This is a genomic window from Rhizobium sp. YTUHZ044 (assembly GCF_051123975.1).
Lineage (GTDB): Bacteria > Pseudomonadota > Alphaproteobacteria > Rhizobiales > Rhizobiaceae > Rhizobium.
Genome location: NZ_CP101427.1, coordinates 316,788 through 330,215 on the forward strand (window position 1 = coordinate 316,788; position 13,428 = coordinate 330,215).

13 protein-coding genes and 3 pseudogenes are annotated in these 13,428 nt (G+C 60.4%); 4 read left to right on the plus strand and 12 right to left on the minus strand.

Annotated elements, in window-relative coordinates; all coding sequences use genetic code 11:
* Window positions 1–2: 2 nt before the first annotated feature.
* A pseudogene (locus NL154_RS24355) lies at window positions 3–281 on the minus strand (amidohydrolase); the annotation flags it as partial.
* An 86-nt stretch (window positions 282–367) separates the two neighbouring features.
* Between NL154_RS24355 and NL154_RS24360 the strand changes: the two are divergent.
* Window positions 368–774: pseudogene (locus NL154_RS24360) on the plus strand (Lrp/AsnC family transcriptional regulator).
* A gap of 48 nt (window positions 775–822) precedes the next feature.
* Here NL154_RS24360 and NL154_RS24365 read toward each other — a convergent pair.
* A complete protein-coding gene (locus NL154_RS24365; RefSeq protein WP_210632155.1) occupies window positions 823–2,157 on the minus strand; it encodes an aspartate aminotransferase family protein in 1,335 nt (444 codons plus the stop codon).
* A gap of 140 nt (window positions 2,158–2,297) precedes the next feature.
* On the opposite strand from NL154_RS24365, the gene NL154_RS24370 reads away from it, so the two are divergent.
* The gene (locus NL154_RS24370; protein WP_210632156.1) at window positions 2,298–2,846 is read left to right on the plus strand and encodes a cupin domain-containing protein; all 549 of its coding nucleotides are present in this window, start codon (window positions 2,298–2,300) and stop codon (window positions 2,844–2,846) included.
* Here NL154_RS24370 and NL154_RS24375 read toward each other — a convergent pair.
* Entirely contained in the window at window positions 2,843–3,574 is a 732-nt protein-coding gene (locus tag NL154_RS24375; RefSeq protein WP_221147168.1) for a pyrroline-5-carboxylate reductase, read from the minus strand. The two genes, NL154_RS24370 and NL154_RS24375, sit on opposite strands and share 4 nt — an antisense overlap.
* A gap of 410 nt (window positions 3,575–3,984) precedes the next feature.
* Here NL154_RS24375 and NL154_RS24380 point away from each other — a divergent pair, with 410 nt between their 5' ends.
* Entirely contained in the window at window positions 3,985–4,824 is an 840-nt protein-coding gene (locus tag NL154_RS24380) for a hypothetical protein (protein WP_434734183.1), read from the plus strand.
* Window positions 4,825–4,908: 84 nt separating this feature from the next.
* Here NL154_RS24380 and NL154_RS24385 read toward each other — a convergent pair.
* The 9 genes and pseudogenes from NL154_RS24385 to NL154_RS24425 form a co-directional block, all read right to left on the minus strand.
* A pseudogene (locus NL154_RS24385) lies at window positions 4,909–5,166 on the minus strand (hypothetical protein); the annotation flags it as partial.
* 83 nt (window positions 5,167–5,249) lie between these two features.
* On the minus strand, window positions 5,250–5,834 hold the full coding sequence (locus NL154_RS24390; protein ID WP_221147146.1) for a TadE/TadG family type IV pilus assembly protein: 585 nt from the start codon (window positions 5,832–5,834) through the stop codon (window positions 5,250–5,252).
* A gap of 1 nt (window position 5,835) precedes the next feature.
* On the minus strand, window positions 5,836–6,366 hold the full coding sequence (locus tag NL154_RS24395; RefSeq protein ID WP_210632159.1) for a TadE/TadG family type IV pilus assembly protein: 531 nt from the start codon (window positions 6,364–6,366) through the stop codon (window positions 5,836–5,838).
* Entirely contained in the window at window positions 6,363–7,727 is a 1,365-nt protein-coding gene (locus NL154_RS24400) for a TadE/TadG family type IV pilus assembly protein (RefSeq protein WP_210632160.1), read from the minus strand. The genes NL154_RS24395 and NL154_RS24400 overlap by 4 nt, the downstream gene beginning before the upstream one ends.
* A 387-nt stretch (window positions 7,728–8,114) precedes the next feature.
* On the minus strand, window positions 8,115–8,825 hold the full coding sequence (locus NL154_RS24405; RefSeq protein WP_210632161.1) for an RNA polymerase sigma factor: 711 nt from the start codon (window positions 8,823–8,825) through the stop codon (window positions 8,115–8,117).
* A 36-nt stretch (window positions 8,826–8,861) separates the two neighbouring features.
* Window positions 8,862–9,182, minus strand: coding sequence for a cupredoxin domain-containing protein (locus NL154_RS24410; protein WP_210632162.1), 321 nt, complete (start codon window positions 9,180–9,182; stop codon window positions 8,862–8,864).
* A 7-nt stretch (window positions 9,183–9,189) separates the two neighbouring features.
* Window positions 9,190–9,711: a DUF4142 domain-containing protein gene (locus tag NL154_RS24415; RefSeq protein WP_221147149.1), complete on the minus strand. Its 522-nt coding sequence runs from the start codon at window positions 9,709–9,711 to the stop codon at window positions 9,190–9,192.
* 79 nt (window positions 9,712–9,790) lie between these two features.
* Window positions 9,791–10,138, minus strand: coding sequence for a DUF488 domain-containing protein (locus NL154_RS24420; RefSeq protein ID WP_434734184.1), 348 nt, complete (start codon window positions 10,136–10,138; stop codon window positions 9,791–9,793).
* 27 nt (window positions 10,139–10,165) lie between these two features.
* The gene (locus NL154_RS24425; RefSeq protein WP_210632165.1) at window positions 10,166–11,191 is read right to left on the minus strand and encodes an aldo/keto reductase; all 1,026 of its coding nucleotides are present in this window, start codon (window positions 11,189–11,191) and stop codon (window positions 10,166–10,168) included.
* A 232-nt stretch (window positions 11,192–11,423) separates the two neighbouring features.
* Here NL154_RS24425 and NL154_RS24430 point away from each other — a divergent pair, with 232 nt between their 5' ends.
* On the plus strand, window positions 11,424–13,352 hold the full coding sequence (locus tag NL154_RS24430) for a diguanylate cyclase (RefSeq protein ID WP_210632166.1): 1,929 nt from the start codon (window positions 11,424–11,426) through the stop codon (window positions 13,350–13,352).
* Window positions 13,353–13,428: the final 76 nt, after the last annotated feature.

Consider the following 13,428-nt stretch of genomic DNA (forward strand, 5'->3'; position numbering starts at 1 on the left):
TCCCGCGCGACGGCAAGCGCTTCCTCGGTCAAGCCAAGATCGTTCGCCAGAGGGACGAATTCCCTGGTGTAGAGGACCTCTGTGCCCTCGGCGATTATCCGCATCTGCCTTTCGATCGTCTCGCTGATCTCGGAGCGGAAGCTGCGGGCATCGCCGAGAATGCGGGCGACGCCGGGAAGCGCATTGCGCGTGCCGTCGGTGATCAGTTCGGTAACCGAGACGACGCCGATATCGGCCGGGTCGAGTCGCCTGGAGACGATGGTCTGCAGGTTGGTCACCACCAGCCGGCCATTTGAACAAGCGCGTTCAGCCATCGCCTCTCGATGCCTTCGATCGCAAGATTCTCGCCGTTTTCCAGCGGGACAATATGACCCCGCAGCGCACGACCGGCGATGCGGTGAACCTGTCCGCGCCCGCCGTTCAGCGCCGGATCAAGCGGATGCGGGAGGAAGGGGTGATCCGGGCGGACGTCTCGGTCGTCGCGCCGGAGGCAGTCGGGCAGTCCATCACGATCTTCGTCGAGGTGGAGGTGATCAGGGAAACCGCGATCAGATCGAGCGGGCGAAGACGGAGTTCGCAGCCGCGCCGGAAATCCAGCAATGCTATTACGTCACCGGCGAAGCCGATTTCATTCTTGTCATCGTCGTGCTGTCGATGGCCGATTACGAGGCGCTCACCCGGCGGCTCTTCTTCGGCAACAACAACGTCAAGCGCTTCCGCACCTTTGTTGCGATGGACCGGGTCAAAGTCGGGCTTGGCGTGCCCCTGGAGTAAGCCGATGCGGTGGCCGGTTCGCCACCGCATCGGCAGGAAGCGGTGGGATTATGCCGCGCGCTTCAGTGCATCGCCGATCGTCGAGACGATCGTGTCGATCTGGTCTTTCTCGACGATCAGCGGTGGAGAAAGCGCGATGATATCGCCGGTCACACGGATCAGCAGGCCCTTCTTGAAGCAATCGACGAAGACGTCGTAGGCGCGGGTTCCCGGTGCCCCGTCACGCGGAGCGAGTTCCACTGCGCCGACCAGTCCGAGATTGCGGATGTCGACGACACTGGGCAGGCCCTTCAGCGAATGGAGAGCGTCCTGCCAATATTCGGCCAAGTCGGATGCACGCGTCAGCAGCCCTTCTTCCTCGTAGATTTCGAGGGTTGCGAGTCCCGCGGCGCAAGCGACCGGATGGCCGGAATAGGTATAGCCGTGGAAGAGTTCGATCGCATTGTCAGGTCCGATCATCAGCCCGTCATGGACTTTACGGCTGGCAAAGACCGCGCCCATCGGGATCGCGCCGTTGGTCAGGCCCTTTGCCGTGGTGACTAGGTCAGGCACGACGCCGAAGTAATCCACCGCGAAAGGCGTGCCGAGACGGCCGAAGCCGGTGATGACCTCGTCGAAGATCAGCAGGATGCCGTGCTTGTCGGCGGTCGCGCGCAGCTTCTCCAGATAACCCTTCGGCGGCAGGATAACGCCTGCCGATCCCGCCATCGGCTCGACGATGACAGCGGCGATGGTTTCGGCACCGTGCAACTGCACCAGGCGTTCGAGATCGTCGGCCAGTTCCACGCCATGGGCGGGAAGCCCCTTCGAAAACGCGTTGCGCTCGACGTCGAGCGTGTGGCGCATGTGGTCGGCCGGTATCTGCGGGAAGACCCGCCGATTATTGACGAGACCGCCAACGGAAATGCCGCCGAAGCCGACGCCGTGATAGCCCTTCTCGCGACCGATGATGCGCGTGCGTGTGCCCTGGCCGATCGCGCGCTGATAGGCGATGGCGATCTTCAGAGCCGTATCGACCGATTCCGAGCCCGAGCCGGTGAAAAAGACCCGGTCGAGATTGGCGTCAGCCCCGCCCGGCGCGGTTGCCGCGAGCTTCGCGGCGAAATCGAAGGCGATCGGATGCCCCATCTGGAAGGTCGGGGCATAGTCGAGGGTGGCAAGCTGCCGCTCGACCGCCTGGGCGATCTTCTTGCGGCCGTGGCCGGCGTTGCAGCACCAGAGCCCGGCCGTGCCGTCCAGCACCCGGTTTCCATCGACGTCGGTGTAATACATTCCTTCCGCAGTGGCCAAAAGCCGTGGCGTGGCCTTGAACTGCCGGTTCGCCGTGAATGGCATCCAGAAATTTTCGAGTACGGGCGCGTTCGTCTTGTTCAGCTGATCCATTCTGGCCTCCTTGGGATGGACCGAGAATGATGATTTCTCCTTTACGAACAAGTCCTTTTCTGTGTCCGCGCAAGCTGTTGAAATATATTGGTTCATCTGACATATTTTAGCTATTCTGGACAACGCAAACGGACCGCATCATGTCAGTCGACATCGGCAGCCGCCTTCGCCATCTCCGCATCGCCCACAAGCTTTCCCAGCGTGAGCTCGCCAAACGCACCGGTGTGCCGAACTCGACGATCTCGCTGATCGAATCGAACGCCTCCAATCCCTCGGTTGGAGCCCTGAAGCGAATTCTCGACGGCATCCCGATCGGGCTGGCGGAATTCTTCGCCTTCGAACCCGAACGTCCAAAAAAGGCTTTCTACGCGGCCGAGGAACTGGTGGAGATCGGCAAGGGTGCCATTTCCTACAAGCAGGTTGGCGAAACCTTGTTCGGGCGCAGCCTGCAGATGCTCAAGGAGTGCTACCAGCCGGGCGCCGACACCGGAAAAATTCCTCTTGTCCACGAGGGAGAGGAGGGCGGGATCGTGCTCTCGGGAAGGCTCGAGGTCACGGTCGACGACGAACGGCGCGTGCTGGGGCCTGGTGACGCTTACTATTTCGAAAGCCGGCGCCCACACCGGTTCCGCTGCGTCGGGCCGGTGGCCTGCGAAGTCATCAGCGCCTGCACGCCGCCTACTTTTTAGTTTCTGCCCTCGATGCGAGCGAGCACGCCGTCGAGCGCTTCGGTCAGCGCCGCGATGCCGCCCTTTTTCTCGAAGTCGGACAGAACCTGCTCGTTCAGCCCGCCCCTGGTTGCGAATTCGCGGCTCAGTGTGCTGAAGGGCTCAGCGCCCGGGCCGCTCGCCTTTTGCGCCAGGCTTGCGAAGAGCGGGGCAATGTAGGCGTGGCCTTTCGCCCTTTCGAGGCCGCTCCTTTCCAGCCAGCCGGCAACCGTTTCCATGATCCCAAAATAGGTCGACATCATCGAACTTGCGGCTGCGAGTAGATCGTATTGCTTCCTCGACTGGCATTGGACGGCGGCACCGAGCGTGTCGAACAGCGCTGCGACCGTATTATCAGGCGGGTAGATGGCGGTCACGCCTTGGCGAGCTGCGACGAAGGGCAGGGGGATCGCCTGCACGAGATGCACGTCGGCGCCGATCCAGTCGATGAGAGCCTGGCGCTCCGTCGCCGCGACGACGCTGACGACTGTCTGCCCGGCCCTGAACGACAGTTCCCGCACGACCTCCTCGGCGATCTGCGGTCGTATCGCCAGGAACACCGTGTCGCTGCGATCGACGACGTCCTGGTTGTCCTTGGCGATCCTCACGGCGGCGAATTCGCCTGCCAGCGTTTCCGCAATGTGGGCGCTTCGCGGAGAGACGTGAATCTGCGAGGCATAGGCCGGCTCAGCGAGGAGCCCGCGAACCATCGCCTCGGTGATGACGCCGGTTCCGACGAATCCGATGCTGTTGACCTGGTAATGTCCTTCGAGCCCGTTCCGCGAATTCGCTTCATTTTCGGTTCTTTGAGACACTTAAGTCCCTTTCTCTCGACCTGGTATCCATTGCGCCAGAAAAACAGCTTGCAGGCAAATTTAATTTTTTCACGTGATCTTGTCGACGCTGCCCCCGACCGGCGGATGGAACCAGCGCATCGCCCAAGAAAGGACGGCCCGATTAAAGGTGGCAGACGATGACGATCCCTACCCTGAAGGCTCTGCTCAAGAGGATATCCGGGATTGAATAGCACGACGTATAGTCGCGAGATCCGCTTTCGTTTCGGGTGTCATTTGTTTACAAGCGGAAGCTGTAAAGATTCGGCCGAACGGAGGCATCGCTCTTGCATATCCTGCGTCGCGCGCTGTTGGGGTCCCTATGGGCCATGGTTGGCTGGAAACCTTCTTTCGCTATCGACACCAGTCCGGAGACAATCGCCCAGGAGGAGGCGTCGTCGGTGACACCCCGGCATGTCCTCTGTTTTCTCGGGAGAGATCGCGACCTCAGCCGCTTGTCCGAAGCGGCGGCCAAAGCGATCCGTGATTTCGCCACCGGCTTCAGCGTCGATAAGGATTATTCGCAGGCGGAGCCGGATGACCGAATGAGCCGGTCATTCGATGTCTGCTGGGATCGGGTCGAACCCGATGCCTGGAACGAGACGGACGAGAAAGCCGTCGCCGATCATCAATCCGTCCTCTATGTCCTCGGGCCGAGCATGACGCAGGCAGACACCATCAAGGTGTCGATGACGGCTCTGCGTCTCGTCGAGCAGCTGATTGACGCGGGAGCGGTTGCCGTCAAGGGCGAAAGCGCCGGTATCGCACATGGGCTCGATCGATGGAGAGTACTGATCGGCCAAGGCGCCGAAGCGCAGAAAGCCGGCGATCCGCTCGCCCAGCAGCGCGTCGGCCGCCTGGCCTTTGCCAAGAGGCCGCTCTCGGCGCGCGGTTATCTGGAAAGCGTCGGCTTCCATCTCGTGGGGCTGCCGGAGGTCTATGTGCCGGAGACGGTCGGTAGCGAAAGGCAGGTCGTTGCCATCATGGATGCAGTTGCCGGGGAGATCGGCAAGCAGGGTCTCGATGCGACGCTCAAGGCACGGGGCGCAAGCCTCTCCTTCGATTCCACCTATGACGTGGATGAGTTCAAGTTCAATCCCTACGGCATCGTCAAGCTCGCCGGGTGAGCCGGCTCGATCTCGCGGTTATCGGCCTGCGACAGGGCGAAGCGCTGGATCGCCGTTGCAGTGACGCGCTCATATGAAAGTCATTCAATCGTTCTGCTGTTCCAATGTCTTGACAAGCTCTCCATAATGGCGCGCTGATCCCGCATTCTTCTCGGCCCCAAATTTGGCGCTGACCAGCCGCGCCGCCTCGGCCGCGATACGAAAGGCGTCTATCCTATCCTGCGGATCGGGATCGGCTTGCCCGCCGATGTCGCCATGAAAACGGCCGGCCCTGTATCCATCGGCGAGATCGATGCCCCCGACCTCGGGAATCCCGTCCTTCATCTTGCCTAAGAAGGCAGGTCAAGCCGGCGAGCAATGCATCATTGTCGACGTGACGGCAAGCGACCGGGAATCTCATAATCCACCGATCACGAACATACAGTCTAGTTGTAACTGATCGTGTCGCTGACTCTCGGGCGATTGAAGAAATGGTGGTCGAAGCTGTAGCCGTTCTGCCCGGTGAAGTTCGAGAAAAATGCCGATACCGGTGTCGTCAAGGTGTATTGCACCCGCGTCAGCACCACCTGGACGCCTGTCTCCTGGATCTTCGCCGGTATGTCGATCGCGCTTGCCGTCCCGGAAGCAAGCGACGCGGTGTTGAACGCGGCGGACCAGTTGACCGTCGCTTTGCCGCTGTTGTCGACGTCATTGACCGTGACCGTGATTGTCAGCCCGGTGGTCTCATAGGGCTGCAGGATGAAGCTCGCGCCGGAAAGAAGCTTGGTGACGTCGGTCTTCGTCCAGGTGCTCTGCTGCGCGATCATGTCGCCTGTGCTGGAGGCGATCTCGTCTATTTTGCGGCTGACGGTGAGGGCATGGCCGAGATCGACGGTGCCGAACAGCAGCACGATCAGGATCGGCAGCACCAATGCGAATTCCACGCCCGAAGCGGCCGTGCGGTCGCATGCGAGGCGGCCGGTGCAGGATCGGGCGAGACCGAGAAGGATGAGGTTCCGTTTCGTGATCATGTCAGAAAGGTTCATTGCGAAACAGAGCGGAGGATCCGAGGAGATAGCGGCCGTCCGAAAGCTTGGCGCTCGACAGGCTGAAGAAGTTGACGGTGGCCTCCCAGGGCAGGAATGCCTGCACGAGGATGTAGTCGCTGCCCTTGCCGATATCATAGGTCTGGGTGACGGCGAGATTTCCGCTGTCGTCGATCGGATCGGCGCGGGTGGCGGAGGACAGGTCGGAAAGCACGCTGACCTTGACGACGAGGCCGCTCGAGCAACTGAAGGACAGAAGCATGTCGTCGCAAATCTTGCTCTTGAAAGTGGCCAGTGTGATCTTCGATGACGCCACCTCGCCGGTGCGGATCATCCGGGAGATTTTATGAACGGAAGCGTCCAGCGAGGAGTTGACGAAGAACATCAGCGACACTTCGATAATGCCGAAGATCATGATGAAGAGCGGCAGGGCCAGGATCGCAAATTCGATCGCAGCCACCCCCTTGCGATCGCCGAGCAGGCGGCGAAGCAATGCAAAGCGGTTTCTTGCGGTCATTGGGTCAGCCGGACGGAAGAGAGATATTGAGTGAAGAGCGTCGACAGGCCCGCCGTGATTTCCGTCGACGATGATGCCGATATGAACAGGCTCTTCGACGATGCGCAGTCGGCAAGCGCGTAGGGAATATAATCGCGTCTCGTAATGCTGGTCGACACGCCGCTGTCCATGGTGCCGCCCCAGGTGTTCTTCCAGTTGGCGCTCGCCATGGTCGAGCCGACGGTTGCGTTATAGCCCCAGTCCGAAGTGAGCGGCAGGTATTCGGTATAGAGCACGGCCATCGTATTGGATTGGTTCTTCAGATAGCCGCACCAGTCGGGATTAAGAGGCGCCACCTTGTTCCAGTAGGATCCGGAGATCGCCTTCCCGCTCTTCCAGACCACTCCGTTGGTCACCCATTCGCGTTTGGACTGGACACCGTCCGTCAGCAGCAGAACCAGTTTGAGCGGAGAGCTCGAGGAGGTTCCGTCCCCTCCGGCGCCGACTTTCTGTTTGAGCGTCGATAGCGAAACGTCGAAATAAGTGGCGGCCTTCGAGGTCGCGCTGGTGAGGCCGTAGCTGGCGTCCGCGAGGCGGGTCCGCGCCGTATCCGTGCTCAGCGTCGGTGCCAGAACCTCTGAAAGCGTATCCCCGAGGCTGTAAAGCCCGACCTTGATACGTTCATGATTCTCGTCGGATTCGTCGATCATGTCGAGCACTTCGCGTACGGCGTCGCCGGCGACATCGGCGCGCAGCTTTATTCCCTTTTCCTTGCTGTAGTCATAGTTGGTGGCGTATGTCTTTTTGCCGATAGTGTGCGCATCACCCGTGTGGCAGGCAAACTGGCATCCGATACCGGAATACATGGTCGACTGGCCGGACGTCGTCGCCGCCAGCAGCATCGACGGCGATGTGTCGATGACGATATAGACATTGAGATAGGACGTGGCGGGGCCCTTGACGGCGCTTGCCACGCTGACGGGAACGGTCTCGATGTTGGCGATCTTCATGAATGTCGTCGGAACGGTGCCGCTCGCCGTCGCCGTGATGTTGTGGTTCACGGTATCGATGTCGATATCAGCAAGCGTGTAGCTGTTGTCCACCTGCGCATGGAACCAGTCGGCAACCTTCTCCTTGAGAGCGTCGGTATCCTCGGTGTTGTTGATCTGCTTGACCGCGGCGATCAGGGCCGCGTCGAGATCGCTCTGCATCCTCTGCCGGACATTGTAGCTGCGAATATAGTCGAAGCTCGCGCCGACGGCGATGAGCATCGGCACGAGGCTGAGCGCGACGACGATGGCGACGTTACCGCCTCTGTCCCTTTCGAGACTGCGGAGGGCGCTCGTAATTCGAGCAAGCGCATATGAAAGAGCCGACTTCAAAACACACCGTGACGCAAGACAAAAAATAGCAAAAGCAAGATGTATCTGGAAAACTTGAGCGTTTGTTAATTTCTCCGTTCGCGATAGAAGATGCGTTGCCGGCTCGCTGTTTGCTGCGCTTATCGGATATGTTTGCGAATTGTGGATATCGCCGCGCTGTCGGCGCGCGGGGTGAGCCTTCTCGGCGCCGCTTCAGCAGGTCGCAGGCGTCTTTTGAGCTTCTGCGATGACATATTCCTGTTACAGCAGAGCCGTGCCCAAGGCGGAAATCATCGTGCTTCGGCGGCACCCTTCAGTTGGCGACTCCAGCCCCAACGAGAGGTGGCGTCGCGGGTAATCGCGCCCGTCACCTGCTGCGTCGAAGCAAACGCGTGCTGTTGTCGGAACTCACGATGTCTGACGAAGAACTGCGATGACGCGGTCGCCCATTGAGGCGCAACGGGCGCCGTCGAAGGGGAACAGGGCCGCAAATGCGCCCGAGAGCTGTTTCTCGATCGACTGGCGCATCGCCTTCCGCGCCCGATGCAGCCTGGTCTTGGCGGTTTCGGGTTTGATGCCAAGATAGGATGCGGCCTCCTCCGTGCTCATGCCCTCGACATCCCGCAGCACGAAGATGGCGCGAAATTCGTCGGGGAGGTCGTCGACGGCCTGTTCGAGAAGATGCCGCGCCTGGCTTCGCGAAAGCTCGCTTTCCGGGTCGGTCGCGGAGAGCGAGGAGGGGAACTGGAGGACTTCGCCGCCCCCCGATGTCGTCTGCATGTCGATTTCCTCAAGCCCGGCGGTGTTCTTTCGGCTGCGCACGCGGCCCAGCGCCTCGTTGAGCGCAATCCGCGTCAGCCATGTCGAAAGCTCGGACTCGCCGCGGAATGTCGCGAGATTGGTGAAGGCCTTGACATAGGCGGCCTGCACGACCTCTTCGGCTTCCCAATCGCTGCGGATAATGGCGCGCGCCGTGCGGAACAGGCGCTGATTGTACCGCTGGACGATGACGCGGATGGCGGGTTCGTCGCCCTGCCTCGCAAGGGGCACGAGTTCGACATCGGGGAGCGCTGATATATTCTGCCGGCGTCGCGCGACCGGAACCGCAATGGCTGTCATGCAAATCTCCGCATTGCTTTGGATCGGAGCCCGGCCTTACGGCCGGACGTCCAGTTCGCCCGTCATGGCGGGATGAAAGCGGCAATAGAAATCGACCGCTCCCGCCCGGTTGACCGTCATCCGCGCCTCCGATTTCGGCGGCAGGTCGACATCGAAGCTCTTGTCGCGAGCCGTCGCTGTATGCCGGAATATATCATCGTTTCGCCAGACGATCACATCGCCGACATGCAGCTCGTTAGGCGGCACCCCGAATTTCATGCCCGCGATCGTGACCTGATATTCCGCCGCTGAGGCGACCCCGCTGCTTGCCCAGAGCTGCGCCAACAACAGCGGCAGCAGTTTCATCAGCGATCCCATCGCGACCCTACTTGATCATCGAAGCGAGATGCTCGGCATGCGTCTGGTGTTGCTTGAACAGGGTCAGGCCCGTTTCCAGCAGCGATTTCAGCTCCTTGTTCTGAGCTGAGGGGATCAGCACCTTGGCAAGGGCATCGTTGACTGACTTGTGATAAGCGACTTCGTTTTCGACATAGGCCTTGTCGAAGGCTGCACCGTCGAGGGCGTCAAGCGTCTTCAGTTCCTTGCTCGCCTGGGTCGAGAGCGATTGGCTGATCTTGTTGTCCTCAGGCGTCACCTTCAGCTTTTTGACGAGGGCGAGCGCCTGGTCGTTGACGGCCTTGTGGTCCCGCTCCATGGTTTTGGCGAATTCGATAACCTCGGCATTCTTGCTCTTCTTCAACGCCTGCGCGGCGGCGGTGACATCGATCTGCCCCGCCGTATAGGCGATGTGGGCGATCTGAGGATCGGTCGGCTTGGCGTCGGCGGCGATCGAGGCGGTGCCGAGCGATGCCGCGATGAAGGTTGCGCCGAGAATTCGTTTGAACATGATCTGTCTCCTTTGTCGGATGGAAGCGAGCATTGGATGCAGATCGATCGAAAAGGTTCCCGGAAATTTTCGAAGCGCTTCAGTCTTCGCCGATAAAACTTTGAAGCACGATCGCATGATTGTGAGCCTGGTCTTTCGCCGAATAGAGAAGCGTGGCGTCCGACCGCCCGATCAGGCGTTCGAGCTCCTCGACGGCTGATGAGTTCTTTTTGAGCTCGTCGCGGTAACGACGCTGAAATTCGCTCCATTTGGCCGGATCATGTCCGAACCATCGGCGCAGCCCCGGACTCGGCGCTATGTCCTTCAGCCAGACATCGACCGCCGCCACCTGCTTCTTCAAGCCGCGCGGCCACAGCCTGTCGACCAGAATACGCGTGCCATCCCTGCCTTCTTTCGGCTCGTAGATTCGTTTGATGCGCAGGGCCAATTTTTCATCCGCAATGAAGTAGGTAAGTCAGCGCGAGAGGGGCGCATCACCGCGCATCAAGCCCAGCGATTTCAGGTCCTCCCACAGTTCGCGAGGGATATGTCTGTTCCGCGCCCGGTCGTTGGACGCCACCTGATCGATCGACTGGCCGCCTGGGATGACGGAAACGACAGCCGGATGGAAGAGCGGAAAGTTGAGAGCCGCGTCCGAGAGAGCGACGTTGTATTTCAGGCAGACTTGTTCGATGCGCCGGACTTTATCGAGGATGTGTGACGGGGCGTCAGAGTAATTGTATTGCGCGCCGGCAATCGGGCCTGTCACCAGTATGCCGGAGTTATAGGGACCGCCGAGCACGATGCCGATATTGCGGGCGACGCACAGGGGAAGAAAGGATTCCAACGCCTCCTGCTCGAGCAAAGTATAGCGTCCGGCAAGCAGAAACAGGTCGAAGTCGCCACGCTCGGCAAGCGTCTGGCACATCTCCCACTCGTTTATTCCGCCACCGATGGCTTTCACCACTCCCTGATCGCGCAGCGAGGTCATGGCCTGATACCCACCGTTCATGAATTGCTCGAGATAATGGTCGCAGGCGGCCTGGTTGCCGTGATTGAAGACATCCAGATCGTGCACGAAGAGAATATCGAAGCAGTCGAGCCCGGTGCGCTCGAAAGAGGCTTCGAACGATCGCATGATGCCATCGTAGCTGTAGTCAAAAACCTCTCGGCGATTGGGCGTGTCGAAGAATTTACCGATGCCGGTCCGCTGTTCGGGTCGACAGACCTTGAGGAGCCTGCCGACTTTTGTCGAGACGACGAAGTCTTTACGCTGTTTCGTAGCGAGAAAGCGGCCAAGCCGCCTCTCGGCGAGGCCAAGCCCGTAGAGCGGCGCAGTGTCGAAGTAACGGATGCCGTGTTGCCAGGCCGCATCCAAGACTGCTGCCGCCTCTTCATCGGTTATCGCCCGATAAAGATTGCCGAGAGGCGCGGTGCCGAACCCGAGTTCGGTAAAGGTCAGCCCGCCGTCGCCCCTGCGGTCCCAATGTCGCGTCCTCATGTCAAGGCTCCGCATTCCATATTCGTTTGCTGCTCGTGGTCGACACTGCATTCTAACCAATAACGCTTCTGCGTGGAATCGAGACTGAAGTGAGAAACCTCGGTCTGCGGTGGTCCGGGCAATGGCGTCCCATCCGGCCGGATCCCGCAGAAGAGCGCGATATCCGGTGCATTAGCCGGTGAATGGCGCAACCGGCTGTCCGACTTAACGAAGCCCAAACCAGTGTTGTCGTATGACATGTCTATTACATGGTTTGGAAGGTGGACCCAACGCGGTGAATGGCATCTGGACGCAATTTGGTGGCAACCTTTCCTTCGTGTCTCTGGCGATGTCGCTGTGGGCGCTCTTTTCTATCCAGTTTCAGCGCCGTTCCTTCGCGCAAGAGAAGATCGCCTTCGGGATAATAGCGGGCGGCGCCTCCATCGGGTCCATACTGCTCGCGATCGAGTTTCATCCCGGCATCTATATCGACCTGCGTTTTTCGCCGCTGGCATTGGCCGGCATGTTCGGGGGGCCGATGGCGGCGGCTTTTGCCGCGTCGCTGGCGATCGCCTTCCGCTTTGCCGTCGGCGGCACGGCGATGGTCGATGGCATTATCACCATTGCATGCGCAGCCGGCATCGGCGTCGCCGGCCATGTCTGGACCCGCAAGAGATCTCCCGGTTTCACCGACGTCGTTCTGCTCGGCCTTGCCCTTGGCGGCACACTGGTTGCAGCGATGGCCTTGCTTCCCACTCTCGTGGCTGCCCATGTGCTGGCCGGCGTGGGTTTCCCCGTGACGGCCTCGAATTGTCTGGCGACTTTGCTCGGTGGCTTTGTTCTCCTGAAGACGCAACGATGGGAACTCGAACGCAGCATTCTGGTGACGGCATTTTCGCAATCGCCGGATTACCTTTATGTGAAGGACCGAAACAGCCGCTTCATCACCGTCAATGAAAACATGACGCGCCTCTTCCGTTTCAGGACGACGGCGGAGATGACCGGATTGTCGGATTTCAATCTGATGTCGCAGCCGCTCGCAGAAGAATTGTATCATCTCGAGCAGCAGGTGATGGAGACAGGGACGCCGCTGATCGACTCCACCGAGCGGATCGAAGGCCGTTTCCTGCTCGCTTCCAAAGTGCCGCTCAGGGACAAGCAGGGACGGATCATCGGCCTTGCAGGCGTGACCCGTGATGTGACCGAGCGTACAGCGCTGGAGCGGGAGCTTCGCGACAGCAAGAACCTGCTGTCACATGCGATGGCGAACATGTCCGACGGCATCGCCATGTACGACAGCAAAGGGTTTCTTCTCTTCTGCAACGATCAATACCGCAACGCCTTTCCGCTCTCCGGGGCTGCCCGCGTGGTCGGCGCGCATATCAGCGACATCCTGCGCCGCGTCGTCGAAACCGGCGAGCGGCCCGCTATCGCAGAGGGTAATGCGGAAGAGTGGATCAAGACCGCCACCGCGACACTGCACAGCAACAAGGACGAGGAGGTTCAGCTTCACAACGGTGATTGGCGCAGCATCCGCACAAGGATTTCCGGGGACGGCACGGCAATGGCCGTCGTCTCCGACATCACGGCGACGAAACAGGCGGAAATCGCGCTCAGGCTGTCGGCGGAGCAATTGAAGAATCTTGCCGAGACCGACGGGCTTACCGGCATCGTCAATCGCCGCGCTTTCGACGAGGCCTTCGCGCGTGAGACGGCGGGCAGCGCCAGGAAAAACACGCCTTTCAGCCTGTTGATGGTCGATATCGACCGCTTCAAAGCCTATAACGATACCTATGGTCATCCCGCCGGCGACCAATGCCTGCGCGTCGTCAGCAAGTGTCTGCGCCAGGCCGTCAGTCGGCCCGCGGACATCGTCGCGCGCTACGGCGGAGAGGAATTCGCCGTGTTCCTCCCCGATACCAGCGCCAAGGGGGCGATGATCGTCGCCGAGCAATTCGCGCGTCGCCTGGCCCAGGAGAATATCATTCATTCCGGCAGCGAATTCGGGCGGGTCACCGCCAGCATCGGCCTATCCTGCGCTACAGGCGCGACCCTGCGGACCAGCCCGAACCGGCTTTTGGCAGAGGCCGACGCCGCGCTCTATGAGGCCAAGACGCAAGGCCGCAACCGCATCCTGGCGCATTCCCGCGAGAACGGGCATGCCCTGAAGGAAACCGGTTAAACTCCGCGCTTCAGAATCTCTCGATAGGTTTCTTCTATCGAGTCATCGCTCGTACGCCCTTGATGTTTAGCGCCCT